This window comes from Serratia sp. AS12 (genome assembly GCF_000214195.1).
In the GTDB taxonomy this organism is placed as follows: domain Bacteria; phylum Pseudomonadota; class Gammaproteobacteria; order Enterobacterales; family Enterobacteriaceae; genus Serratia; species Serratia plymuthica.
Genome location: NC_015566.1, coordinates 5,131,407 through 5,155,436 on the forward strand (window position 1 = coordinate 5,131,407; position 24,030 = coordinate 5,155,436).

General features: G+C 56.7%; 24 protein-coding genes. 13 read left to right on the forward strand and 11 right to left on the reverse strand.

The window, feature by feature from the left end; translation table 11 throughout:
• Position 1: 1 nt before the first annotated feature.
• Positions 2-349, reverse strand: a complete 348-nt coding sequence (locus tag SERAS12_RS23750) for a hypothetical protein (RefSeq protein WP_041416480.1) — start codon at positions 347-349, stop codon at positions 2-4.
• 86 nt (positions 350-435) lie between these two features.
• Here SERAS12_RS23750 and iolC point away from each other — a divergent pair, with 86 nt between their 5' ends.
• The gene (gene iolC, locus SERAS12_RS23755; protein WP_013814879.1) at positions 436-2,364 is read left to right on the forward strand and encodes a 5-dehydro-2-deoxygluconokinase; all 1,929 of its coding nucleotides are present in this window, start codon (positions 436-438) and stop codon (positions 2,362-2,364) included.
• Positions 2,365-2,561: 197 nt separating this feature from the next.
• Entirely contained in the window at positions 2,562-3,398 is an 837-nt protein-coding gene (locus SERAS12_RS23760) for a MurR/RpiR family transcriptional regulator (RefSeq protein WP_013814880.1), read from the forward strand.
• Between the two features lie 83 nt (positions 3,399-3,481).
• Here the strand turns inward: SERAS12_RS23760 and SERAS12_RS23765 are convergent, their stop codons facing one another.
• The 4 genes from SERAS12_RS23765 to SERAS12_RS23780 form a co-directional block, all read right to left on the reverse strand.
• Entirely contained in the window at positions 3,482-3,820 is a 339-nt protein-coding gene (locus SERAS12_RS23765) for a hypothetical protein (protein WP_013814881.1), read from the reverse strand.
• Positions 3,821-3,834: 14 nt separating this feature from the next.
• Positions 3,835-4,104: a hypothetical protein gene (locus SERAS12_RS23770; protein WP_013814882.1), complete on the reverse strand. Its 270-nt coding sequence runs from the start codon at positions 4,102-4,104 to the stop codon at positions 3,835-3,837.
• 289 nt (positions 4,105-4,393) lie between these two features.
• Positions 4,394-5,212: a 5-deoxy-glucuronate isomerase gene (iolB, locus tag SERAS12_RS23775; protein WP_013814883.1), complete on the reverse strand. Its 819-nt coding sequence runs from the start codon at positions 5,210-5,212 to the stop codon at positions 4,394-4,396.
• 86 nt (positions 5,213-5,298) lie between these two features.
• Complete coding sequence (locus SERAS12_RS23780) at positions 5,299-6,804, reverse strand: CoA-acylating methylmalonate-semialdehyde dehydrogenase (protein WP_013814884.1); 1,506 nt, start codon at positions 6,802-6,804, stop codon at positions 5,299-5,301.
• 557 nt (positions 6,805-7,361) lie between these two features.
• Between SERAS12_RS23780 and SERAS12_RS23785 the strand changes: the two genes are divergently transcribed.
• Complete coding sequence (locus SERAS12_RS23785; RefSeq protein ID WP_013814885.1) at positions 7,362-8,804, forward strand: sugar porter family MFS transporter; 1,443 nt, start codon at positions 7,362-7,364, stop codon at positions 8,802-8,804.
• 31 nt (positions 8,805-8,835) lie between these two features.
• A complete protein-coding gene (locus SERAS12_RS23790; protein WP_013814886.1) occupies positions 8,836-9,672 on the forward strand; it encodes a TIM barrel protein in 837 nt (278 codons plus the stop codon).
• A 41-nt stretch (positions 9,673-9,713) separates the two neighbouring features.
• On the opposite strand, the gene fetB is transcribed toward SERAS12_RS23790, so the two are convergent.
• From fetB to SERAS12_RS23815, 5 genes are all read right to left on the reverse strand, one after another.
• Positions 9,714-10,487 carry an iron export ABC transporter permease subunit FetB gene (gene fetB / locus SERAS12_RS23795; RefSeq protein WP_006328625.1) on the reverse strand — a complete coding sequence of 258 codons (774 nt, stop codon included), beginning with the start codon at positions 10,485-10,487 and terminating at the stop codon, positions 9,714-9,716.
• Entirely contained in the window at positions 10,474-11,151 is a 678-nt protein-coding gene (gene fetA / locus SERAS12_RS23800) for an iron ABC transporter ATP-binding protein FetA (RefSeq protein WP_013814887.1), read from the reverse strand. The genes fetB and fetA overlap by 14 nt, the downstream gene beginning before the upstream one ends.
• A 207-nt stretch (positions 11,152-11,358) precedes the next feature.
• Complete coding sequence (locus tag SERAS12_RS23805; protein ID WP_013814888.1) at positions 11,359-11,640, reverse strand: FaeA/PapI family transcriptional regulator; 282 nt, start codon at positions 11,638-11,640, stop codon at positions 11,359-11,361.
• Between the two features lie 20 nt (positions 11,641-11,660).
• Positions 11,661-12,827: an FKBP-type peptidyl-prolyl cis-trans isomerase N-terminal domain-containing protein gene (locus SERAS12_RS23810; RefSeq protein ID WP_013814889.1), complete on the reverse strand. Its 1,167-nt coding sequence runs from the start codon at positions 12,825-12,827 to the stop codon at positions 11,661-11,663.
• Between the two features lie 2 nt (positions 12,828-12,829).
• Positions 12,830-13,243, reverse strand: coding sequence for a hypothetical protein (locus tag SERAS12_RS23815; protein ID WP_013814890.1), 414 nt, complete (start codon positions 13,241-13,243; stop codon positions 12,830-12,832).
• Between the two features lie 765 nt (positions 13,244-14,008).
• Between SERAS12_RS23815 and SERAS12_RS23820 the strand changes: the two genes are divergently transcribed.
• The 9 genes from SERAS12_RS23820 to SERAS12_RS23860 all read left to right on the forward strand — a co-directional run bounded on the left by SERAS12_RS23820 (position 14,009) and on the right by SERAS12_RS23860 (position 23,029).
• Positions 14,009-14,539 carry a fimbrial protein gene (locus SERAS12_RS23820; RefSeq protein ID WP_013814891.1) on the forward strand — a complete coding sequence of 177 codons (531 nt, stop codon included), beginning with the start codon at positions 14,009-14,011 and terminating at the stop codon, positions 14,537-14,539.
• Between the two features lie 87 nt (positions 14,540-14,626).
• Positions 14,627-15,178 (forward strand): fimbrial protein, encoded by a 552-nt coding sequence (locus SERAS12_RS23825; RefSeq protein ID WP_013814892.1) that lies wholly within the window; start codon positions 14,627-14,629, stop codon positions 15,176-15,178.
• Between the two features lie 98 nt (positions 15,179-15,276).
• Positions 15,277-17,778, forward strand: a complete 2,502-nt coding sequence (locus tag SERAS12_RS23830; RefSeq protein ID WP_013814893.1) for a fimbria/pilus outer membrane usher protein — start codon at positions 15,277-15,279, stop codon at positions 17,776-17,778.
• 25 nt (positions 17,779-17,803) lie between these two features.
• The gene (locus SERAS12_RS23835; protein ID WP_041416484.1) at positions 17,804-18,553 is read left to right on the forward strand and encodes a molecular chaperone; all 750 of its coding nucleotides are present in this window, start codon (positions 17,804-17,806) and stop codon (positions 18,551-18,553) included.
• Positions 18,554-18,564: 11 nt separating this feature from the next.
• The gene (locus SERAS12_RS23840; protein ID WP_013814895.1) at positions 18,565-19,179 is read left to right on the forward strand and encodes a fimbrial protein; all 615 of its coding nucleotides are present in this window, start codon (positions 18,565-18,567) and stop codon (positions 19,177-19,179) included.
• Between the two features lie 14 nt (positions 19,180-19,193).
• Positions 19,194-20,198 (forward strand): fimbrial protein, encoded by a 1,005-nt coding sequence (locus SERAS12_RS23845; RefSeq protein ID WP_013814896.1) that lies wholly within the window; start codon positions 19,194-19,196, stop codon positions 20,196-20,198.
• Positions 20,199-20,216: 18 nt separating this feature from the next.
• Entirely contained in the window at positions 20,217-20,756 is a 540-nt protein-coding gene (locus SERAS12_RS23850; RefSeq protein WP_013814897.1) for a fimbrial protein, read from the forward strand.
• 24 nt (positions 20,757-20,780) lie between these two features.
• Positions 20,781-22,415, forward strand: coding sequence for a PglL family O-oligosaccharyltransferase (locus SERAS12_RS23855; protein ID WP_013814898.1), 1,635 nt, complete (start codon positions 20,781-20,783; stop codon positions 22,413-22,415).
• A gap of 2 nt (positions 22,416-22,417) precedes the next feature.
• Complete coding sequence (locus tag SERAS12_RS23860; protein ID WP_013814899.1) at positions 22,418-23,029, forward strand: LuxR family transcriptional regulator; 612 nt, start codon at positions 22,418-22,420, stop codon at positions 23,027-23,029.
• 12 nt (positions 23,030-23,041) lie between these two features.
• Here SERAS12_RS23860 and ctlX read toward each other — a convergent pair whose 3' ends face one another.
• Entirely contained in the window at positions 23,042-23,968 is a 927-nt protein-coding gene (ctlX, locus tag SERAS12_RS23865) for a citrulline utilization hydrolase CtlX (RefSeq protein ID WP_013814900.1), read from the reverse strand.
• Between the last annotated feature and the right edge of the window lie 62 nt (positions 23,969-24,030).

The following is a 24,030-nucleotide window of genomic DNA, read 5'->3' on the forward strand; positions in this document are numbered from 1 at the left end:
ACTAAACCGACAACGTGAAACGTGAAGCGATTATAAACAAATATATTTTCCATAAAATGACATTACAGAAGAAACATTTCATTTTGCGATAAAGATCGCATAATGATGAAAACCCCATTTCATCCATGCCTTTAGAATTCACCGACTTAGCCGCCCTTTCCGGCCGATGCGGCCCCATCCCAACCGCGCCAAACCCGCCTGCGTACCCGATGCCACCGGCCTGTGACGCGTAAGCATCAACCCCCGTTGCAGCACGTTTTCCTCTCAGGCAGGGCGCGGTTTTCGCCCTCTGCATCCCCGCTTTCATCATGGTTTTAAATGCATCACATTTTTGGGGTGTAAATTTCATTCAATCTTGAAATTGAAATTTTTATTCCTCATACTCCAAAATATGCTTTGCAGTCGGGGTTTTGCTTAATACAGAAGGAAACGGGTATGGCTACACAAGAAAAACAACTTGATGTCATTTGTCTCGGGCGTATCGCCGTCGATTTCTATGCACAACAGATCGGCGCACGCCTGGAAGATGCCAGCACATTCTCCAAGTATCTCGGCGGCTCTTCCGGCAACGTAGCCTACGGCACCGCCATTCAGGGGTTGAAGTCCGGCATGCTGGCCCGCGTCGGCGATGAGCATATGGGCCGTTTCCTGCGCGAAGAGCTGCAACGCGTCGGCGCCGACACCCGGAGCCTGATCGTCGACCCAGAGCGCCTGACCGGCCTGGTGATCCTCGGCATCAAGGATCAGGAAACCTTCCCGCTGATTTTCTACCGTGAAAACTGCGCCGACATGGCACTGACGCCGGACGATATCGACGAATCCTATATTGCGTCGTCACGCGCGCTGGCCATTACCGGCACCCACTTGTCGCACCCGAATACCCGCGCTGCGGTGCTGAAGGCGCTGGAGTACGCCCGCCGCCACGGCTTGCGCACCGCGCTGGATATCGACTACCGCCCGGTATTGTGGGGCCTGACCTCGTTGGGCGACGGTGAAACCCGCTTTGTGGAATCCGAGAAGGTGACCCGCGAACTGCAAGAGGTGCTGCACCACTTTGATTTAATCGTCGGTACCGAAGAAGAGTTTCATATTGCCGGCGGCAGCACCGACACACTGACTGCACTGAGCAACGTACGCAAAGCGACCCAGGCCACACTGGTCTGCAAACGCGGAGCTCAGGGCTGCTCGGTCTTCGAAGGTGAGATCGCCGCCGACTGGCAGCAGGTAAAACTGCATTCCGGCGTACGGGTTGAGGTACTGAACGTGCTGGGCGCCGGCGATGCCTTTATGTCCGGCCTGCTGCGCGGTTACCTGAACGATGAAGGCTGGGATCAGGCCTGCCGCTACGCCAACGCCTGCGGTGCACTGGTGGTTTCGCGCCACGGTTGCGCGCCGGCGATGCCCACCAAACTGGAGCTGGATGACTATTTGCAACGCGAACGGGAAGTGAAACGCCCGGACCGCGACCCGCGGCTCAACCACCTGCACCGGGTGACGACCCGCAAAAAACAGTGGCCGGAACTGTGCGTGTTCGCCTTCGATCACCGCAAGCAGCTGGCGGATATGGCGCGCGAAGCCAACGTCAGTGAAGAACGTATCCCCCAATTGAAAACCCTGCTGCTGGCGGCGGCGCAACGGGCCGCAGAAGATGCCGGGCTGCAGGGCAACAGCGGCATTCTGGCCGACACCACTTACGGCCAGGCAGCGCTGAACGAAATCACCGGCCAGGGCTGGTGGATTGGCCGGCCGGTCGAGCTGCCCAGCTCGCGCCCGCTGCGGCTGGAGCACGGCAATATCGGCTCGCAACTGATCGACTGGCCGCAGGAACACGTAGTGAAATGCCTGGTGTTTTACCATCCGCATGACGCCGCCGAACTGCGCCGCGAACAGGATGAACTGATCGGCGACGTCTATCGCGGCTGCTGCAAATCCGGCCACGAGCTGCTGCTCGAGGTGATTTTGCCGGAAAGCAACGCCGACAAAGACGAGCGTTACTATCTGGACATGCTGCAACATTTCTACCGGCTGGGCGTGAAGCCGGACTGGTGGAAACTGCCGCCGCTGAGTGCCGAGAACTGGCGGCAGGTCGGCGCGTTGATCGAGGCTAACGATCCCTTCTGTCGCGGCGTCCTGATCCTGGGGTTGGATTCCCCGGAGGAAACGCTGAAGGCCGGCTTCGCCGCCGCTGCAGATGCGCCTTGGGTGAAAGGTTTTGCCGTTGGCCGCACCATTTTCGGCCAGCCTTCACGCCGCTGGTTGCAGGGCGAACTGGATGACGCCGGCTTAATCGAACAGGTGAAACAAAAATACCTGACGCTGATCGGTTTCTGGCGCCAATATCGCCCCGGCCACGACGCAAGCTAATCGACAAAGACTCCCCTTACAGCGATTTTCGCCGCTTTAAGGGGATTTTTTTGCCGCTTTTCTGTGAAGTAACGCAACGTGCAATCGAATAAATCGCTTTTAGATGAAATGAAATTTCCGCTCCATCTGTTAGAATGGGCTGTCAACAACTCAGGCGTCAGGCCGATACGCCTTAGCCCCCACTGCGAGCCGAATGGATGAACAACCCAACTCAACTTTCGCTGTTACAGGACGAGATTCGCCACCGTTATGAAACGCTAAGCAAGCGCTTGAAACAGGTGGCGCGTTACATTTTGGATAACAGTAACAGCATTGCTTTCGATACCGTTGCCTCCATCGCCGCCCAGGCCAGCGTTCCGCCTTCCACGCTGATCCGCTTCGCCAACGCGTTTGGCTTTAGCGGTTTCAACGAAATGAAACAGGTTTTTCGCCAGCACCTGATGGAAGAAACGGTCAACTACACCGAACGCGCCCGCCTGTTTCGCCAGACTGCGACCGACGGCAACGTCGCACCGGAAAAACCGGCGGAAATTCTCAACGTGTTCACCATGGTCAACGCTCAGGCGCTGCAACAGCTGGCGATGCAAACCAGCTCAGAGCAGCTGGACCGTGCCGTTGAATTGCTGAACAACGCCGAGAACATCTACGTGATTGGCCTGCGCCGTTCTTTCAGCGTCGCCTCGTACCTTACCTATGCGTTGCGCCACCTTGAACGTCGGGCGTTTCTGATCGACGGGTTGGGCGGCATGTTTACCGAGCAATTGAGCATGGTGAAACCCAAGGACGTGGTGATTGCCATCAGCTACTCGCCGTATGCGCAAGAAGCGCTGGAGTTGGTGGAACTGGGCGCCAAACGCGGCGCGCAACAGATCGCCATCACCGACAGCCAGGTCAGCCCGCTGGCCGCCTTCAGCGACGTGTGCTTTGTGGTGCGCGAAGCGCAGGTGGACGGTTTCCGCTCGCAGGTCGCCTCAATGTGTCTGGCGCAAACCCTGGCGGTATCCTTGGCGCTGAATAATGCCAAAGACGAGTAGTTATGGTAATAAGGGAGGCGGCACGCAGGAAATCGGGCCGTTTTACCGATGAGAATGTACCCGGCACAGCCGGGTGCTGAAAGCTATTGCAATACCAGATAGCGGTACAATGCGCTTTCCAGATCCTGTTTCATGCTGACAAAAACCAGGATTTCGATGGTTTTGTCGTCACAGTCATAGATAACACGATACTCGCTGTCGGGATCCAGCCGCTCACGGAGCTGTACGCCGCAGCCTGATAACACCGCATTGAAACGATAGCGAGTGGGGTCTTCAGCTATCGCCGATAGAGATGATAACAGCAGATTATCCACAAATTCACCGGCATTAGCCTGGCCAATAATCCCGCTTTTAAACGACTCGATATCTTTAAGACTCCATTCTGCCGCCGGTGAAACAATAATATCCCTATATTTCGGCACTCAGCACCTCTTTGTTATTTGCGTGCTACACGCAATCTTCTCAGCGTTTCCTCAGGTGACATTCCACGCTGATTTTTAATGTCTTGTTTAGCCAGCATCACCAGTTTTAGCAGGGCATTAGCCTGTCGTTCGAGATTGCGTTCCCTAATCTCTGCCTCTCTCTCAGCTGCAGTTTGGACAAACAGCTCAGCGACGCCATTTTTGGTGACGAAAACACCGCCTTCAAATAGGTCGGGTGAACCCAACCCTTCTCGAGCAGCCTTTTGGGACATCGTAGTCGTCATAACGGATTCCTCTTTTACTTCTATTGCACAGGCGAAAGCTTCCGCTCAAAGGACGCCTCACCAGGCTTGCGAACAAATCACGGCAATTGCACTTCGCGGCTACTCGCTACTTTCGCTTCCGCGCACATAGCCTGTCATCACACCCAGCGACTCATGTTTAAAAAGGTTATCATTTGAACAGGCGGGGAGCAAATTGATACTAAATTTATACACACGCCAATTGACAGCTATGTGGCCGATCATGAGGAAAGCCCGTTTCACGGGCTTAATGTCATAACACAGACTTGACCTAGCGCGCCGGATAACCGTCGCTGTTAATCCAGGCGTGGTCTTTTTCCCAGGTGAATTTCCACAGCCGCACCGGCCCGGCCATCACGTTGAGATAGTAGCTGTCGTAACCGGCCAGCGTCGCCACCGGATGGTAACCGCGCGGTACCTTGACCACGTCACGGTTATACACCGGCATGCACTCATCCAGTTCGCGATCGTCGGTATAGACTCGCTGCAGGCAAAAACCCTGTTCAGGTTGAATGCGGTGATAGTAGGTTTCTTCCAGATAGGTTTCATCCGGCGAATCCTCCTGGTCGTGCTTGTGGCTGGGGTATGAACTGGTATTGCCTTCATCGGTGTACACTTCCACCACCAGCAGGCTGTCGGCGGGTTCGCTGTCCGGCAGAATGTTATGCACCAGACGCTGATTGCGCCCCTTTCCGCGCCGCTCGACGCCCACATCCGCCGGCGTAATCAGGCGCGACGGCAGATGCCCTTTGCCCGGTGCGCTGCACACCGCCAACTCCACATCGCTTTCCGCCCGCACGTTAATCTTGTCGTGATGCGGCACGTAGACCGCGTAAGGCGGCGTGCGCTCAAACGGGCTCATGCGTTTGCCGATATGCGGATATTCCGCCCGCAGGGTGGCGACGGAGGCAATGCCGGCGACCAGCACCAGGCACAGCTCTTTATCGCCGCTTTCCAATTGCAGCGTCTGGCCGGCTTCGAGGCGATAGACATCGAACCCGACAAAGCGCCAGTCGGCATTCTCTGGGGTGACGTGCTGGATGCGCCCCTCGGCGTTCGGCTGCTGACATTTGGCGAGCAATGAGGACATGATTATTCTCCTGTTAACCTATAGCGTTACAAATGCAGCGGCCGTCACTCCAATGAAGTAACGGCCCTGGTCTGTCGGTTCGGGGATTAACCCAGCGTCGGCATACTGTATTCCGACACCGTCTGCTGCCCGGTCGGCCAGCGCGCTGTGGCGGTTTTCATGCGGGTGTAGAAACGCACGCCGTCGGTGCCGTGCACGTTCAGGGCACCGAATACCGAGCGCTTCCAGCCGCCGAAGCTGTGAAACGCCATCGGGACCGGCACCGGCACGTTAACCCCCACCATGCCGGCCTGCACTTCCTGCACGAACTGGCGTGCATAGTGGCCGTTACTGGTGAAGATGGCGCTGCCATTGCCAAACTCATGGCTGTTCACCGTATCGATGGCGGTCTGGTAATCCGGTACGCGGACAATACCCAGCACCGGTCCGAAGATCTCTTCACGATAGATGCGCATGTCAGAAGTCACGTGGTCAAACAGAGTACCGCCAACGTAGTAACCCTCCGGATAGCCCGCTACCTGATAGTTGCGGCCATCGGCCACCAGCGTCGCGCCCTCTTCCGCACCCAGATCGATATAACCCAACACTTTCTTCTGGTGCGCCGAAGACACCAGCGGCCCCATTTCGTTTTCTTCGCCGCCCTGCTGAATGCCAGGGCCAACGCGCAGTTGGGCAATCAGCGGTTTCAGCTTGGCGATCAGCTTGTCGGCCGTGTCGTCACCCACCACCACCGCCACCGGCAGTGCCATGCAACGCTCACCGGCAGAACCGAACGCGCCGCCCATCAGGGCATTTACGGTCGCGTCCAGATCGGCGTCCGGCATGATGATGGCCTGATTTTTCGCTGCGCCAAAGGCTTGTACCCGCTTGCCGTGGGCGCTGGCGGTCGTGTAGATGTGTTCCGCTACCGCAGACGAGCCGACAAAGCTCACCGCCTGAATGTGCGGATCGGTGCACAGCTGGGCGGCGTTTTCATTAGAACAATGAACCACGTTGAATACGCCGTCCGGCAGGCCGGCTTCTTTCAGCAGCTCCGCCAGCCGCACCGAGGCCGAAGGCACCAGCGCCGGCGGCTTGAGGACGAAGGTATTGCCGCAGGCGAGCGCGATAGGGAACATCCACATCGGCACCATCGCCGGGAAGTTGAACGGGGTAATGCCCGCCACCACGCCCAGCGGCTGCATCAGCGAGAAGCTGTCGACACCGCTGCCGACATCCGGCGAATATTCGCCTTTGATCAAATGCGGAATGCCGCAGGCAAACTCGACCACTTCCAGACCGCGGGTCAGTTCGCCCAGCGCATCGGAATAGACTTTGCCGTGTTCACTGACGATAAGCTGCGCCAGTTCTTCGCGATGCTGTTCCAGCAGCGCCTTAAAATTGAACATGATGCGCGCACGGCGCAGCGGTGTGGTGCGCGACCAGTCGGTAAACGCCTGATGGGCGACATCGATGGCCTGTTTCACCTCGGCGGCGGTGCTCTGCGTGACGCGACGTTCAACCTGACCGGTAGCCGGGTTATGCACGTCGACGGTTTGATTGCTGCTGCTCAGGCACACCTGCCCGCCAATAAAGTTACCCACGGTTTTCATGTCTCACCCTCTTTTAAGTCCGCTGTCGCCTGGCCGCATGCGGGGCTGCCGCACGCCGTGGCGTTTGAATCACACTGCCAGCTCATGCCCGCAAGCAGGCTAAATCCTGACCGGATAAAGCAAACTCTATTTCATTGAAAAAAAAGTTTCAAATAAATTATTTTAGAAATTTTGTTTTTAGTGCGGAAGGTCGCAGTTTTACCCTGTCGTCATACAGGGGCATTGCATTGCGGTAAAAAACGCGCCGCCGGCTTGCCGGGCGACGGGCGGTATTTACCACTGACTTTTATACAGAAAAATAGCAGAGGTCGGCCAACGCAACGGCGCCGGGCGCGCGTAAATCTTTCGGTAACGTTGGCTGTCCGTTTGCGGTTTTTTTTGAACTGGATCTAAAAATCAATATTTCATTATTCACTAATTATGAAATAAATGTTCTTGTTTAAGGAAGAACTGCACAAATATCACCGCCTTGATGACAGGCACGGTTCACCCTTCTGCTCCCTTTTCCCTACAACGCAACATGCGGGCAGAAGCCAGGATAAAAATCGGAGCAATAAATGTCATATCAGCGTAAACGCAATACCGGCTACATCATGAAGATTTGCGGGGTCGCCGCTCTGGGCGGCCTGCTGTTCGGCTACGATACCGCCGTGATCTCCGGCGCGATCGAATCCCTGAAAACCTATTTCAACCTCAGCCCGGCCGAAACCGGCTGGGCGGTCTCCAACGTGGTGATCGGCTGTGTGGTTGGCGCCTTTGCCGCCGGGCCGCTGGCGGGGCGTTATGGCCGCAAGAAGGCGCTGATGCTGGCGGCGCTGCTGTTCACCGTCTCGGCCATAGGTTCCTCGTTGGCGCCGACCTTCACCTGGTTTGTCATTTACCGCATTATCGGCGGGTTGGCCGTGGGCATCGCCGCCACCGTCTCACCGATGTACATGTCTGAAGTGTCACCGAAAGACATGCGCGGCCGCGCACTCAGCATGCAGCAGTTCGCCATCGTGTTCGGCCAGATCGTGATCTTTTACGTCAACTTCAAGATTGCCAGCATCGCCAGCGAAGCCTGGCTGGTGGAGATGGGCTGGCGCTGGATGTTCGCCTCCGGCGTGCTTCCCTGCATCCTGTTTTGCATTCTGGTGTTCATCATTCCGGAATCCCCGCGCTGGAGCGTGATGGTCGGCCGTGACGATCAGGCGCTGGCGATGCTGACCCGCGTCTCCAACGCCGAGCATGCCAAAAACGTACTGCGGGAAATCAAGGATTCGATACGGCAGGATCAACAATCCAGCAAGCAAAAACTCAGCTACACCGATAAGCGCGTGCGATTCATCCTGTTTGTCGGCTGCATGATCGCCATGCTGCAACAGGTCACCGGCGTTAACGTCATGATGTATTACGCGCCGGTGGTGCTGAAAACCGTCACCGAGAATGCGCAGGAAGCGCTGTTCCAGACCATCTGGATTGGCGTGATGCAGTTGGTCGGCTCGGTGATTGGCGCCATGCTGATGGATCGTATGGGCCGTATCCCGTTGATGCGCTGGGGCACGCTGGGGGTCATCGTCGGGCTGCTTATCACCTCTTATGCGCTGTATACCGAGGCGACCGGCTATTTCGCGCTGTTCGGCATGCTGTTCTTCATGGTGTTTTTCGCGTTGTCCTGGGGCGTCGGCGCCTGGGTGCTGGTGTCGGAGATTTTCCCCAACCGCATGCGTTCGCAGGGCATGAGCATCGCCGTCGGCTGCATGTGGCTGGCCAACTTTGTGGTTTCGCAAAGCTTCCCGATGATCAACGACAATCCGTATCTGTTCTCCCAGTTCCACGGCGCTTTCCCGATGTGGATTTTTGCGGCGTGCTGCCTGTTCAGCTACTGGTTTGTCAGCCGCTATATCCCGGAAACCCGGGGCGTCTCCCTCGAGAAAATGGAAGACGTGGTGATGGCGAAACGCTATCGCCTGCCCTTGTCCGAAACACGGCCGGTGCCGTTGCAAGACGGCAAGCCCTAAGCTTTCTCAACCCCTTCAGGAGTCATGCATCATGACCATTGCGCCAAAGCGTTTTTGCATCAACCGCAAGATCGCGCCGAATCTCGATTTGGAATCCTTTTTCCGCCTGGTGAAAAAGTGCGGGCTCAGCAAAGTTGAGCTGCGCAACGATATGCCGAGCGGCAAGGTGACCGACAGCCTGAGCAATGAGCAACTCACTGCGCTGGCGGCAAAATACGGCATTGAGATCATCACTATCAATGCCCTTGGCAGGTTTAACCTGCTGGACGACGAGGCCGCGCTGCTGAAAAATGCCAAGGCGCTGCTGTCGCAAGCCCAGGCCATCCATAGCAAGGCGCTGGTGCTGTGCCCGCATTGCAGCGCGGACGATCGCCGCAGCGAAGAGCAGAAAAAGACGGATACGTTGGCGTCCCTGAAGCTGCTGGCCCCGCTGTTTAAACAATATGGCGTGCAGGGCTATGTCGAACCGCTGGGCTTCGGCATCAGTTCACTGCGCTCGTCGCTGCTGACGCAGTCGCTGATCGGGGATTCCGGCGCGCCCTACAAAATCGTGCTGGATACCTTCCACCATTATTTAAGTGAGGTGGCGCAACCCGAGTTTGATGCGCAGATTGACATCGATGGCATTGGCCTGGTGCACCTTTCCGGGGTGGAAGACCCGCTAAGCAAAAGCGCGCTAAGCGACGAAGAACGCATCATGCTAAGCGACCAAGATCGGCTGGAAAGCAAAAAGCAGGTGCAGAATCTGGAGCGCCTCGGTTATACCGGCATTTACGCCTTCGAGCCGTTCTCTTCGCAACTGGATAGCTGGTCAGAGGCAGATATAGAACGTGAAATCCGCCAGAGCATCGCCCTGCTGCAAGGGTAGCAGAGAGCATAACGGCCTCTTCGGAGGCCGTTTTTTCAACGCTACTTCAGCTTGCTGACCACCAGTTGATGGCGGGCGTTATAGAATTTACGGTAGGCCAGATAGCAGGCAATAATGGTCGACAGGCTGGCGGTGGAAAGCAGCATAAAGGTGACCATGATCTGGTACTTGATCGCCTTGACCGGATCAATACCCGCGAAGATCAAACCGGACATCATACCCGGCAGGCTGACCAGCCCGACGGTTTTGGCGGAATCGACCGTCGGAATCAACGACGCGCGGATGCTGTCGCGGATCAACGCCGTCGAGGCAAACTTCGGCGACGCGCCCAAACTGAGCATCTCCTGAATCTTCTGCTGATCGCCTTTGAAACGCTGCCCCAGATTGTTGTAACACAACCCAACCGCCACCATGGCATTGCCGGCGATCATGCCAGAAATCGGGATCACCTGCATCGGCGTAAACTCTATCGAACCGGTCAGCACCAACACCACCAGCGTCAGTACCGCGCCCGTGGTAATGGCGATAAATGAGGTAATAAACGCATGCTCAATATATTTACTGCGCTTTTGCGCGTTATAAGCGGCGTTAAAACAAATAAACAGCACCATCAGCACCGTCAGAATGGCGTTGTTCACATCAAAAATGTATTTCAACACGTAGCCGACAATAATCAGCTGCACTACCGCGCGGCAAATACTCCAGATAATGTCTTTTTCCAGCGCCAGCTTTTCTTTATGGCTGATCAAAATAGCGATAACCACCAGTATCATCGACAACCCTAAAGATTCATTGGTGATATTATGCTGGTTCATCGGCTTTCTCCTGTGCCCGTGCGCCGTGGGCGCTCAGGGTAATCACATCGTCCGCATGTTTGATTTCATCTTTATCGTGCGTGACCCACAACGCCGCTACGCCATGTTGCGATACCAGCTGATGAATAATCTCGTTAACGTTACGTTTATTCTCTTCATCCAGCGCGCTGGTGATTTCATCCAACAGCAGCACCTTGGGCATAAACTGCAGGTTGCGGATCAAGGAAATACGCTGTTTCTCCCCGCCCGATAATTCGTTAACGCTTTTTTTCAACTTATTTTCCGCCAGCCCGAAACGCGCCAGATCGGCCTTCATTTTTTGCTCGTCCGGTTTTTGCTTACGGATCAGATAAGGCAGCGCAATATTGTCATAGACCGTATCGCCAAACAGCGCCGGAGTCTGGAAGCAGTAAGAAACCTGTTGACGGTATGCTTCCGGCGACATATCGGTGATGGGCTTACCGTCAAAGATAATTTTTCCGCGGGTCGGATCGATCAGCGAAGACACAATTTTAAGCAAGGTGCTTTTTCCGCAGCCGGACGGCCCGGTAATCAGTTTGAATTCGCCCGGCTTTAGGCCGAAAGAGACGGAATCCAAAATAACCTGATCGTCTATTTGATAATGAATACCATCCAATAAAAGTATTTCTTTGCTTTCCTTCATAATATATCCGCATCGCCATAAAACGCGTTTCAATCAGCCGGCAAGTATACCCTATGGATTTCAAGTTGCAGCAGGCGGCCAGCTCGCTCATCCCCAGTCAGGGCAGGTGCACCCGGCGACGAACAACAGGGCTGAGGGGGTTGTAAGCCCTCAGCCTTATCATGATGCGCTGTGAAAGAAAGTCCAACATTTCAGACAGAAAAGGCATTACGCTTTTTGGAACGACGTACAAATATACCAGCGTAACGAATTATTGATGCTGCGGTGGGTACAACGCACTTTTCCCTCTTTTTCCAACGCCAATAACAGCGTGCGTGTGGTGTAAATATTCTCGCCGCATTTGTCTGCCAGCTCCCTTGTTTTAGGCCACTGTTCCGGCGGGGGCGGGTGGTGCCTCTCTGTTCCCGTCGCGCGTTCCATACACAGTTTTCGTAACACGTTTAGCATATGCGACTTCCTGATTTCATAGGTTATCGGCGCCTTCGCCATCACGTCCTCCTGGGTTACTTTTACCTGTCCTTATCCGGCGGCAGCACGTCGGCCACGCGCAGGGTGTAAATCATGGTGGCCCCTGGCGGGATGGCGGGTGGGCTGCCCTTCTCGCCATACGCCAGCTCCGGTGGCACCACCAGAGTAATGGACCCGTGCTTGTCGAGTTTGCCGATAGCTGCGCGAAACAGCGGCGGATATTGCGCCAGCGGTAGCGTGATTGTCGTACCGGCCGGCTCCATATCCTTAATCACCGTGCCGTCGGGCAAACTTTCACGCACCACGATGCTGACGTTGTCGCCCGCTCCTATCCGCCCACTGCCGGCGTAATCCACGCGGTAATAGAACCCGAGCGCGTCCTTATGAACCCCCGGCCTTGTGGCGAAATCGGCAAGATAGGCTTTACCGTCCTGCTGCAAGGTCTGCTGCCGTTGCCGATGAGCCTGCTGCAAAGCGCGGTCTGCGGCTTGCAGCGCGCCGTCGATGGCGGCCTTGTCCAACCGTGGTCGGCCGTTCAGCGTATCGGCGATGCCCGCCAGCAAACGCGGCCGATCGGCTTCAATACCCCGTTGTTGGTTTTGTTCCTGCAGGTGCAGGATGTCGCGCCCCAGCGAGACTCCGGCAGCGTAAGCCTGTTTATCCGCATCGCTGACCAGCGCCGGTGGCTGTTGCAACCGCGCCAACTGACGGCCAAGCTGCTGTAGCCGTCGTTCTTGTTCTCCGGCTATCCGTTGTTGCCGCGCCAACGATGCCGCCATGGCGATCAGATCCGGCGGCGGCGCGATGGCCCGTCGGATCCCCTTCAGCGCTGCCGTCAACGGCCGGATATCGACAACCTCAGGCACACTGACCGCCGGCTCGGCGACTTGAATCGCCAACTGCCGCTCCAGCCGACGGACAGTGTCGGCCTGCTGCTGAATCACCTCGGCCTGTTGACGCAGGGTCTGATTCAGCGCCGTCAGCCGGGCGGTATCCCCTCGCGGTGCAGTGCTGGGTTTGGGTTTGACGGTAGCCGGCGAGGTAACCGACGGCGCCTTTTCTGCCGCTGGAGCCGCCACCTGCTGCTGCTCGGCAAATTTCAGCAGCGCGGGAATGCCGTCATCCGTCGGCGTTTTGCCCGCCGCCGACACGCTGCCTGCCACCAGTAACAAAAGAAAGGCTGCGGCTCCTTCCGCACACTTTTTCATGGCTACAGGCTCTCCACCCGGCTGGACAGATCGGACATCAGCTCATGCTCGACGTCGGCACAGAACTTTTCAGTTTTATATTTATAAAGCGCGTCTATAGCCTTACGGGTACTTTCATCGACATGACTGCGAATACCGGCATATCCGGAGGCGTTGGAAAGCAGCCCGTTAAAATAAGCAATCCGTTTCTGGTAACTTTGCGGATTAATATTCTTAAGTGAACTCACCCGCTGCTGACAAAGTACGATGCGCTGCTCGTCAGTCTTTTCGTTAGGATTATTCTGTGAGACTTTTTTCACGGCGACAACGCCCGCGCCATTCTTCCCCGCACAGCCCGACAACATTAAACCGGTCATTATCATCACCGCCAAAGCGACGGCAGAGCGGCGAGTTGAATCATTAATTATGGTAATCATTCCGTTTATCATCCCTTAATTATCACTTAGGTCATTATTATGTCGTGGAGCCCAGAGAGAACTCACCGCTTTGGATTAATCCGAACGAGTTAAATAACAAAAAAAATCGCAATATCAGCATGTGCCGATAATAATCCGGCACAGGTCGATATTGTTATTTTTTTGTTAACGCAACGAAAGAAATTACCGCCGTCGTTATGTCTGAAAGCCGCGTTTCAAGCCGGCGATATCGTTTTACCTGTCTTTTAAAACAATGAGTTAACTTTTCAATGACGATTAACAGCCGCAATTCATCATCTGCTGTCTGATGGCGATATTATCAAAACAATATTGTGAATTGTAGTGTCAACGGCATATCTGGCGATCTAAAATCTCGCACATCGCCACTTATATAGTCATTTATTCTGGATAATAGTTGTATACGATCTATTGATTTTCAATTATATATATTTCTTTTTCCTTTTGGTTTTATATTCTGTATTTGACCTAACTTAATAAAAGCTATTTCCAACGACACCTATTATTTGCAAGAATATTCTCACCAAGACGCCAGGGTGATATTCATATTTTCATTTTAATGGAATGCGTTTTTACGCCTTCCAAAAACTTTCGTTATTGCCGAGAAAATAACGGAGGGTGGCGTATTGCCCAGAGCAAAAGGATCTGGCTCCAACTTCGAGGCCGGCGACATGATGTTGCCAGCGTCGTGGGGGATTTAGATGTGCTTTTCTTTTTATTTAAATACTCTCTACAGGAACTTGAGAAATGAAACTGAATAAATTAATGCTGGCAACCATGATTGCTTTCGCTTCCGCATCTGTTGCTCACGCCGCATCTAACCAGGGCAGCGGTAAAGTGACTTTTACCGGTGAAATCATCGATGCGCCATGCAGCGTAGCGCCAGAATCCGTTGACCAGACGGTACCGATGGGCCAAATCAGCAGCCGTATCCTGGCCAAAGAAGGGAAATCCAGCTCTCAGCCATTCAGCATTGAGTTGAAAGACTGCTCTCTGACGACCATGAAGAACGTCCAGGTGACCTTCACCGGCACCCCGGATCCTGATAACAGCAAGCTGTTGGCACTGAGCGGCACCGCGACCGGCGCCGGCATCATGATCTACGACAACCTGCACTCCAAAGACGTTGAGCTGGGCACCGCGACTGACGGTCAGGGCCTGAACGAAGGCAACAACTCCCTGAAATTCGCCGCTTATCTGCAAGGCAGCAGCGCGTCTGGCGCCGTGGTCCCAGGCGAATTCACCAGCGTAGCGAACTTCACTCTGGCTTACCTGTAATCCCCCTGGGGGCGCCGTTTCGGCGTCCCCGCTTTTACCTGCACGGATATTAGGTAACGAGACAGACGGCTACAGGGAGACGCCAGCATGACAACCCGGATTTGGGGCGCACTGCTTATCGCGCTCAGCGTTTGCAGCGTAGAGGCGACAGCGAAAAATCAGGGCCACGGCACGGTCAGCCTGGGCGGCGAGATCGTCGAGACCCCCTGTGGGATTGCCGGCGAAAGCCTCGACCAATCCATTGATTTCGGGCTGATCGCCATGACCGACGCGGCATTGGGCGAACAGCCGGTGTTGATCGGCAGCCGCCGCAATTTTGAGATCAAGCTGGTGAACTGCGAACTGGCAAGCGTCGTGAAGCCCGACTTTATTTATCGCGCGGCTACCGTCACCTTCGACGGCACCGCAGACAGCCGGGATCCCGAGCTATTGGGCGTTTACGGCGAAGCGCAAGGCGTGGCCATTGAACTGCTGACCGCAGCCGGTACCCCTATCCCGCTGGGCACCACCACGGCGGATTACCAGATCGTCGCCGGCGACAATACGCTGCGCTTCGGTGCCCGATTACGTATTCACCCTGATAAGGCCCGAGCCGGCGGATTCAGCTCGTTGGCGAAATTCACCCTGTCTTATCTGTAACGCCGCGTTAGGCGGGTACCGGCATCAGGTACCGAATGACATCACGTATTACGTATTCAGGTCGTACAGGATGACCTGCTATTGGGCGCGGATTTGCCATGAGTGATTATTCTATGACGTCATTACTGACACGGAAAAAAAGACCCCTTACCGTCATTCTATCTTTCCTCTGGGCGCATTCGGCTTTTTCCGCCACGGAATTCAATACTGACGTATTGGATATCGGCGATCGCAGCAAAGTGGATTTATCGCGTTTTTCCGACGCCGATTACGTCATGCCCGGCACCTATCTGCTGGATATCAAGATCAACCAGAAAACCCTGCCGCAGCGCCGCATCCAGTATTATCCGTCAGCGGATAAAAAGGACCGCTCCCGCGCCTGTCTGCCGCCGGATCTGGTGGAAAAAATGGCGCTGAAAGAGGAAGCCGCCAAAAAAATCACCCTGTGGCACGACAACCAGTGTGCCGATATCAGCGGGATCAAAGGGGCGACCCTTTCCGATCGTATCGGCGGCGGCGTGTTGGCGATCACCATTCCGCAGGCATGGATGAAATATTCCGATCCAGACTGGACCCCACCTGAACAATGGGACGACGGTATTCCGGGGCTACTGTTGGACTACAACCTCAGCGGCCAGGTCGGCAAGCAAAGCCACAATAACAACACCTCAGAAAATCTCAGCAGCTACGGTACGCTGGGTGCCAATATGGGCGCCTGGCGCCTGCGTGCCGATTATCAGGCCAATTACAATCAGCAGGCCGGCCAGCGTGACAGCGGTTTTGACTGGAACCAGATCTACGCCTATCGCGCACTGCCAATGCAGGCCGCCAAGCTTACCCTCGGCGAAATCTTTCTCGACTCGGGGGTGTTCGATTCGTACCGCTTCACCGGCCTCAATCTGGCCAGTGACGAGCGCATGCTGCCGCCAAACTTGCAAGGCTATGCGCCGGAAGTGCGCGGCATCGCCAAGAGCAACGCCAAAATCACCGTTTCCCAGGAAGGCCGCACGCTGTACGAAACCACGGTGCCTGCCGGGCCGTTCGCCATTCAGGATCTCAACAGTTCGGTGCGTGGCCGGCTGGATGTGAAGGTAGAAGAACAAGACGGCAGCGTCTCCACCTTCCAGGTCGATACCGCCACCATCCCTTATCTGACCCGCCCTGGCTATGTGCGCTACAACGTCGCACTGGGTAAGCCCTCGGCTTACGATCACCGCACGCAGGGGCCGCTGTTCTCTGCCAGCGATTTCTCCTGGGGGCTGACCAGCGCCTGGTCGCTGTACGGCGGCGCGCTGCTCGGCGGCGATTACAACGCCTGGGCGCTCGGCCTGGGTCGTGATCTGAACATGTTTGGCGCCATGTCGCTGGACGTCACGCAGTCTATCGCGCGCCTGCCCAATGAACCGACCGCCAGCGGCATGTCGTTCAAGGTCAACTACGCCAAACGCTTCGATGAGCTGAACAGCCAGATCACCTTCGCCGGTTACCGCTTCTCGCAGCGCAAGTTCATGAACATGTCGCAGTATCTGCAAGAGCGTTACAACGACTACGACGAACACTACAACGGGCGCCAAAAAGAGCTGTACACCATCACCGCCAGCAAAACCTTTATGGCGGAAGACAGCGCCAAAGCGATCACCGCCTACCTGACCTATTCCCACCAGACCTATTGGGACGCCAAGGCACAGGATCGCTACGGGCTGTCTGCCAGCAAATTGTTCAACGTCGGTAACGTCAGCAACATCACCGCCTCGCTGTCGGCCTACCGCACGACCTATCACGGCCGCACGGATGACAGCGTGATGCTGAACTTCAGCGTACCGATTGGCGATCGTCGCCGTATCGGTTACTCGCTGCAAAGCAGCAACAGCGACGTCACGCAGATGGCGTCCTACAACGACTACACCGATCCGAACAATACCTGGCAGGTCAGCGGCGGCTTCAACCAAGCCGGCAAATCGCTGGCTCGCGGTTACTACACCCGTAACGCCTCGTTCGGCTCGCTCAACGCCAGCGCCTCTTACCAACAAGACAGCTACTCCTCTATCGGCGGCACTTTCCGCAGCGGCATTACCGCCACCCGACACGGCGTGGCCGCGCACCAGAACTCCAGCAACGGCGGCAGCCGGATGATGCTCGACACCGACGGCATCGCCGGGGTGCCGATCAACAACGGTCGTGCCTACAGCAACCACTTCGGCCTGGCGGTGATTTCCGATATCACCAGCTACTACAACACCGATACCCGAATTGACGTCAACCGACTTGCGGACGACGTCGAAGCGACCCGAGCGGTAGTGCAAGGCACGCTGACCGAAGGCGCCATCGGTTACCGCCACTTTGAGGTGGTGAAAGGCAGCAAGCTGCTGGCCACCATCAAGCTGGCCGACGGCAGCGAGCCGCCGTTTGGCGCTACGGTGCTGAGCGAGCGAGGCCGCGAAGTGGCGGTGGTGAACGACGGAGGATCGGTCTACCTGACCGGCGTCCAGCCGCAAGAACAACTGGATGTCGCCTGGGAAGGCCAACGCCAGTGCCGCATCGTGATACCGGGCGCCGCCAAGCCGCTGGACCATCTGCTGCTGCCGTGCGCCAAACTGTAATCCGCAACACAGAGAATTGATGACTATGAACAACTATCCGCTAGCAAAAGTGGCCGCACTGGGCCTGGTATTGGCCAGCGCGGCTCCGGCCGTCAACGCTGCGATCTCGCTGGATCGTACCCGCGCCGTCTACCTCAGCGACGCGAAATCCATCAGCCTGAATATCGTCAACGAAAATAAGGAGCTGCCTTTTCTGGCGCAATCCTGGCTGGAAAACGAACAGCATCAGAAAATCACCTCGCCGCTGGTGGTACTGCCGCCGTTGCAGCGGGTAGAAGCCGGCGAACGCAGCGTAGTGCGCATCACCAAGACTCCGGAGGCCGACCGCCTGCCGCAGGATCGCGAATCGGTGTTCTATTTCAACTTGCGCGAAATCCCGCCGAAGAGCAGCAAAACCAACGTGATGCAGCTGGCGCTGCAGACCCAGATCAAGCTGTTTTACCGGCCGAAAGCCATCGTCGCGCCAAAAGGCGAGGTGTGGCAGGAGAAGCTGGTGTTCCGTAAAAACGCCGGCGGGTTCACCATCGAAAACCCCACGCCGTTTTATATCACCCTGACCGGCATGACCCGCCAACCGCAGAAACAGGGCGGCGGCGCGCTCGGTGACTTCCAGCCGGTGATGCTGAAACCGAAATCCAGCGAAAGCGTGAAGCTGCGCGACAACGGCCTGAACAGCTTTGTCGTCACCTACATCAATGACTACGGCGGCCACCCCGAGCTGCGCTTCGCCTGCAACGGCAGCGTCTGCCATGTCGTGCCCGATACCAAAAAATAAGGAGATACCGCATGGCTGAATTCACCGGCGGCCGCCTGCGGCCCTTGCTGTTCGGCGCATTGCTGTTTAGCGGCGGCGCGGCGGCGGCAACGCCGCTTGACGTGATTGAAGGCACTACCGGCACCGTCAGCTTTTTCGGCGGCCTGCTCAGTTCCCCTTGCAGCCTGACGCCGGACAGCCAGGATCAGGCTATCGATTTGGGCGAGGTTAACGCGCGTGACTTCCAGAATGCCGGCGATCGGAGCGCGCCGGTGCGCTTTCGTCTCTCCTTCCGCAACTGCCTGTTGGGGGCCAAAGCGCTGGCGGATAACCCCGCCGGCCAACGTAACGGCGATGCCGGGCAGCTCTATTTACAGGGTGAGCAGGCCGCAACGCTGGTGTTTCTCGGCGACAGCGATGTGAATAATCCGGACTTGCTGAAACTCAACGGCGGCGTGCAAGGCATCGGCCTGCGTTTGCAGGACCAACAGGGCCGCGCTCTGTCGCTCAATCAGCAAAGCCGGCCCTACATTCTGCAGCCCGGCAGCAACACGCTGTGGTTCAGTGCCAGCGTGGAGTCAACGCAGCGGGCGGTGATGGCGGCCGGGTTTTCCGGCGTGGCGCACATTCAGGTGATTTACCTGTGAGGTTCACAAACGCGATGAAAAACCAATACGTTAACTATTACCTGCCGCTGGCGTTCGCGCTGGCGGCGCCCGCCGTCTGGGCAAATGGCTACGTGACGCCGGACGGCGGGGCAAAACAATTTTATATCGACCTGAATGAAACCAACATCACCAATCGGGTGGGCTTCACCAAAGAATTTACCTATTCATTAGGCGGCCAATATACCGGCAAGGCCTATTGCGATACTCGTATTCCGACCAGCCCGCACTTTTATAAGTCGGATTCGGCACTGCCCCCCTCCGAGTTCGGCAACGGTTATTTAAAACTTAATGATTTCCTGGATTTAAAAGCCGAGGTTTGGATCGCCGGCAATAAAAGGGCCTACGTCACAGTGCCTTTTTACAATGTATCCAATGAGTTGAACCAACATTCATGCAACCCGCCCTACGTGCAAATCAACAACTACGAAAGCGGCTCCCGGGGCAAAGTCACCTTCCGGGTGCGCAAAAAAATCATCAATGGCGTGCAGATTAACGACCGGCAAATCATCGAGATGTATGGTCGCCTGGGTTCAACCGACGCAGGTTTCGGCCCCAACCCTATGGCGCAGGTGTTTATTCAATCCGCCATTCTGTACGTGCCGGATAAATGCGTGGTGAATGAAGGCCAACTGATCAACGTCGAATTTGGGGAAATCAGCGGCAGCAACCTGAACGGCGCAAGCTATCCGCAAAGCATTCCGGTGCGCTTCCAGTGCGAAGGCGGCAGCTTTGAGGACGGTACCCTGAATATCAAACTGGCGGTCTCCGGCACCCCAGCGCCCTTCACCAATAACGCGTTTAAAACCGATAAAACCGATCTCGGTATCGAGATCAAACATAACGGTCAGTTGGTTGTCCCGAATGAGTTTTACCCGGTGCCGAATATCGGTAACGGCGGCAGCTGGAACCTGGTTGCCGCGCCGTTGGCCAACGGCGGCAAGGACATCGCGGAAGGGGAATTTAACGCCTCGGCCACCATTGTGGCGGCCTTCGAGTAACCCAGGGAGAAACAGACCATGCGTTTACGCGCTTTAGCGATGCTCAGTTGCACGCCCTTATTATTTACGGCGTTGCCGGCTCTGGCGGATACCGAACTGGTCGGTTCACCACTGCAGTTCCACGGTACCGTGGTGAGCCGGCCGTGCAATATTGAACCGCAATCGGCCGATCAGGTGGTGGAGATGGATACCGTGATCGTCAAAACCCTGTACCGCTATGGCCACAGCAATCCGGTGCCGTTCAATATCAAACTGACCGACTGCAAAACGGCGGTGTTCAAATCCGTCAATGTCACTTTCAGCGGTACCGAAGACAGCGAACTGCCGGGCAAACTGGCGATCAATAACGGCACCAACGGCGCCGCCATCGCGCTGTTTGACAGCAAGGGCGCCGATATCGAGTTGAATCAGGCCACCAGCGCGGTGGCATTGCAGGACGGCGCCACTGTGCTGAATTTCACCGCCTATGTGCAGGGCCACCCCAGCGCGATACAGAATAAAACCATTACCGAGGGTGAATTCAGCTCGGTAGCCAATTTTGTGCTGGCTTACCAATAAGGCCAGGCGCTTCAGGAAGCAGTGATGATATCCAACAACAAAACGGCCGGGTTATTCGGGCTGGCGGCGTGCTATTGCCTGATCGCCATGCATATTTACTGGCCCAATCGCGGCGGCAGCGGTTTTTATTTGCCGTGGAATCTGGTCGGCGGCCTATTTATCGCCCTGTTTATTCTCGGCGCGATGCTATTGAGCCGTCCGCCGCTGGCCGTGTCCGGCTTTTTTAACCGGCTGGCACCGGGCGCTCTGATTTTATTATTGCCGCTGCTGTGGACGAAAAATCCCTGGCTGAGTGAAGCTCTCCCACGCCTGTTGGGGCTGACGCTGGGCGTCGCCGCCTACTTCGCGCTGTTGCAGATACCGCTCGACCGTCTGCGGCGGCGCAGGCTGCTGATTTTACTGCTGGCGGCGACGGTGCTCGAGGCGCTGCTGGGCCTGGTGCAGTACGGCCTGTTGGAGCCGGGTAACGCCATAGGCTACAACACCGTGAAAAACCGCCCGTACGGCATCTTCCAGCAGTGGAACCTGATGGCCAGCTTTATGGCTACCGGGCTGGCGCTGGCGCTGTATCTGCTGAGCAACCGGCGCCCGTTGCACCGGAGCGTGCAATGGCTGACGGGCAGTATGCTGGTGCTGGCACCGCTGTTGTTGATCGTGATCGCCTCACGCGTTGGCCTGCTGGCGGCCGTTGTGCTGTCGCCGCTGCAACTGTTTATGCTGTATCGGCTTAATCGCCGCCGCGCCACCACCGCCCTGCTGCTGTTGCTTGCCGGAATAGCCGCCGGGCTGCTGCTGGTCATGCTCAACGGCGCGACGCGGGCGCTCACCGTGGCGGAACCGATTTTCTACCGGCTGGCCTACTGGCAGGAAGCGCTGCGTATGATCGCCGAACGCCCGTGGCTCGGCTGGGGTTACGGCCACTTTCAGCACGACTTCCTGCATCACTTCTACACCACCCACCGCAGCGGCATGGAAAGCGTCAGCATCAGCCATCCGCACAACGAAATTTTGCTGTGGGGCATCGAGGGCGGCCTGCTGAGCCTGAGCGGCATCGCCTTCATTTGCTGGGGGTTATGGCGCCTGTTGCGACGCACCCGCGCCCTGCCGCTGCGGCCCGCCCCTTGGCTGGCGGCGCTGCCGATCCTGCTGCACATGATGGTGGAATACCCGCTTTATCTCTCCGCGGCACACGGCGTACTGCTGCTGGCGATTCTGCGCGCCGGCGATGTGCGTTGCCGCCTGCGCCTGTCACCGCGCCCGCAGCTCACCCTGCGGCTGCTCACCACCGGCTTGGCCGCGCTGGCGTTGCCGTATCTGCTCAACGGCCTGCACAGCGCCCTGATCGTGACCGCCGTGGAAAAAACCGGTCTGCAGCAATTTGCCGCCATGAACCGGGTGATGACGCCGACGCCCTGGCAGGTGCGCTACGACTACGATGTCCAGTTGCAACGGCTGCTGCAATACCCGCATACCCGCGATCCGGCCACGCTGCTGAGCTACCAACGTTGGGCGGAAAATGAAATCCGCGTGCGGCCGGACGCCAATATCTACGTCAACCTGATGGTGACCAGCCGGTTGCTGCAACAGCCGCAGCGGGCGGAGGATCTGCACCGTCAGGCTCGCCGGCTGTTCCCGCACGATGCGCGTTTTAAGGAGTAACTATGCTTAATATTCGGTTCACCCTGCTGGGCAGCGATAACTTTTATCAGCAGGGGTTACGGCAACTGCTGGAAGAGTATCTGCATGACCTGAATCACAGCCGCCGCGGGCATCTGCATGCACTGCGCAATCTGGAGCCAATCGAGATCGTGTTCCACACGCTGGAAGACCAATGCGGCTGCGCCAGTTGCTACCAAAGCCCGTACCAGACGCCGCGCCATCGGCAAATGATCGTGCTGATCCTCGACGATCTCGACACCCGTTATCTGCACGCCCACCCTGCGTTGTTCAGTATTAACCGACGCGACGATGCCGCTACCGTTCGCCACAAGCTCCACATGGCGCTGGAACGCTTTTGCCAGCAACCCTGGGTGGCACTGCACGCCAGCACCCTCTGGAAATGCCGGCAGTGCCGCATCGCCGCCCTGAGCAGCTGCGAAAAGAAGGTGCTGAAGCTGATGAGCACCGGCATGTCCGCCTGCACCATCGCCGGGATGCTGCACCGCAGCCAGAAGACCATCAGCGCCCACAAGCGTTCGGCAATGCGTAAATTGAACGTGCGCAAAAATACCGAACTGAACAAAATGCTGCTCAATCAGATGGGGTTGAACTGAAACGCCGCGGGATCAGGCCAGAGCGCGTTTCTTTGGCAGAAAGATCTCCGCCAGCATGCAGCGCGCGCCCCCGCCGCCGAGATCTTCGATAATGTCGATCGGCCCCAGCGCCAGCCGGGCGTAGCCGCCAATCAGCGCCTGTTGCGGCGGCGTAAAACTGGCCCAGGCGCGGGTCGACATGGCGTAAACCGGGCTGCCGTCTTTGGCGCGCAGTTCCAGCACGTTGCAGGCGAACGCCTCCATCTGAGCGTAGCTGACGTCAATCAGGGTTTTGCCGCTACCTTGCAACGTGGCGATCACCCTGCGCTTTTGCTCCGGGTTGCGCAGGCTTTCCAGGCAGAGAATGGCGTAGCGCACGCCGACGCTCATCATCACGTTGGTGTGATAAATCGGCTGATTATGGCGATCTACGGCGTCGAACCAGATAATTTTATAGCCGGAATGGCGCTCAAATTCGCGCCCCACTTCTGGAGAGCTGCGTGACGACAAGCAGGAATAAGCCAATTTGTTCGGGTGATCCAGGATCAGCGAACCTGTGCCTTCCAGAAAACGCCCGGCCAGTTCGTGAGCGGAAAGATCGATATGCCGTTCAATCACGAAATCATTGGCGAGCTGCGCGACAATATCCTGGCGGCGTTCCCGTCGTCGGTTTTCCGCTTCCATCGGGAAAGTGAACAGGCTGCCGTCGCCCAGCAGCGCAATCCAGTTATTCGGGAACAATGCGTCCGGCGTTTCCTGCCCGGCGATATCATCCATTACCCTCACGTCGACACCGGCCTGCTGCAAGGCGTCAACGTAGCCGTTAAAGGCGATTAATGCCCCGGCCGCGTGATGTTCATGATGCTGCATGGCCTTCTGAAAGAAATTGCTGTGCTGGGTCTGTTTATTCGCGGCAAAGCCGGAAGGCCGGATCATCAAAACGGATTGGGTGGTTTGCATGATATTTCTCACAGGGATCGGGGGAATGACGCGACCCTATTATGGAAAATCAATGTGACACC

Bases quoted from the DNA above. Each gene is read 5' to 3' on its own strand.
- SERAS12_RS23860 (WP_013814899.1), top strand. From the start codon at position 22,418: ATGCTTAATATTCGGTTCACCCTGCTGGGCAGCGATAACTTTTATCAG.
- SERAS12_RS23750 (WP_041416480.1), bottom strand. From the start codon at position 349: ATGAAATTTACACCCCAAAAATGTGATGCATTTAAAACCATGATGAAA.
- SERAS12_RS23780 (WP_013814884.1), bottom strand. From the start codon at position 6,804: ATGAAAACCGTGGGTAACTTTATTGGCGGGCAGGTGTGCCTGAGCAGC.
- fetA (WP_013814887.1), bottom strand. From the start codon at position 11,151: ATGAAGGAAAGCAAAGAAATACTTTTATTGGATGGTATTCATTATCAA.
- SERAS12_RS23855 (WP_013814898.1), top strand. From the start codon at position 20,781: ATGATATCCAACAACAAAACGGCCGGGTTATTCGGGCTGGCGGCGTGC.
- SERAS12_RS23760 (WP_013814880.1), top strand. From the start codon at position 2,562: ATGAACAACCCAACTCAACTTTCGCTGTTACAGGACGAGATTCGCCAC.
- ctlX (WP_013814900.1), bottom strand. From the start codon at position 23,968: ATGCAAACCACCCAATCCGTTTTGATGATCCGGCCTTCCGGCTTTGCC.
- SERAS12_RS23770 (WP_013814882.1), bottom strand. From the start codon at position 4,104: ATGACGACTACGATGTCCCAAAAGGCTGCTCGAGAAGGGTTGGGTTCA.
- SERAS12_RS23820 (WP_013814891.1), top strand. From the start codon at position 14,009: ATGAAACTGAATAAATTAATGCTGGCAACCATGATTGCTTTCGCTTCC.
- SERAS12_RS23835 (WP_041416484.1), top strand. From the start codon at position 17,804: ATGAACAACTATCCGCTAGCAAAAGTGGCCGCACTGGGCCTGGTATTG.
- SERAS12_RS23805 (WP_013814888.1), bottom strand. From the start codon at position 11,640: ATGGCGAAGGCGCCGATAACCTATGAAATCAGGAAGTCGCATATGCTA.
- SERAS12_RS23830 (WP_013814893.1), top strand. From the start codon at position 15,277: ATGAGTGATTATTCTATGACGTCATTACTGACACGGAAAAAAAGACCC.
- iolC (WP_013814879.1), top strand. From the start codon at position 436: ATGGCTACACAAGAAAAACAACTTGATGTCATTTGTCTCGGGCGTATC.
- SERAS12_RS23840 (WP_013814895.1), top strand. From the start codon at position 18,565: ATGGCTGAATTCACCGGCGGCCGCCTGCGGCCCTTGCTGTTCGGCGCA.
- iolB (WP_013814883.1), bottom strand. From the start codon at position 5,212: ATGTCCTCATTGCTCGCCAAATGTCAGCAGCCGAACGCCGAGGGGCGC.
- SERAS12_RS23790 (WP_013814886.1), top strand. From the start codon at position 8,836: ATGACCATTGCGCCAAAGCGTTTTTGCATCAACCGCAAGATCGCGCCG.
- SERAS12_RS23810 (WP_013814889.1), bottom strand. From the start codon at position 12,827: ATGAAAAAGTGTGCGGAAGGAGCCGCAGCCTTTCTTTTGTTACTGGTG.
- SERAS12_RS23850 (WP_013814897.1), top strand. From the start codon at position 20,217: ATGCGTTTACGCGCTTTAGCGATGCTCAGTTGCACGCCCTTATTATTT.
- SERAS12_RS23815 (WP_013814890.1), bottom strand. From the start codon at position 13,243: ATGATTACCATAATTAATGATTCAACTCGCCGCTCTGCCGTCGCTTTG.
- SERAS12_RS23845 (WP_013814896.1), top strand. From the start codon at position 19,194: ATGAAAAACCAATACGTTAACTATTACCTGCCGCTGGCGTTCGCGCTG.
- SERAS12_RS23825 (WP_013814892.1), top strand. From the start codon at position 14,627: ATGACAACCCGGATTTGGGGCGCACTGCTTATCGCGCTCAGCGTTTGC.
- SERAS12_RS23785 (WP_013814885.1), top strand. From the start codon at position 7,362: ATGTCATATCAGCGTAAACGCAATACCGGCTACATCATGAAGATTTGC.
- fetB (WP_006328625.1), bottom strand. From the start codon at position 10,487: ATGAACCAGCATAATATCACCAATGAATCTTTAGGGTTGTCGATGATA.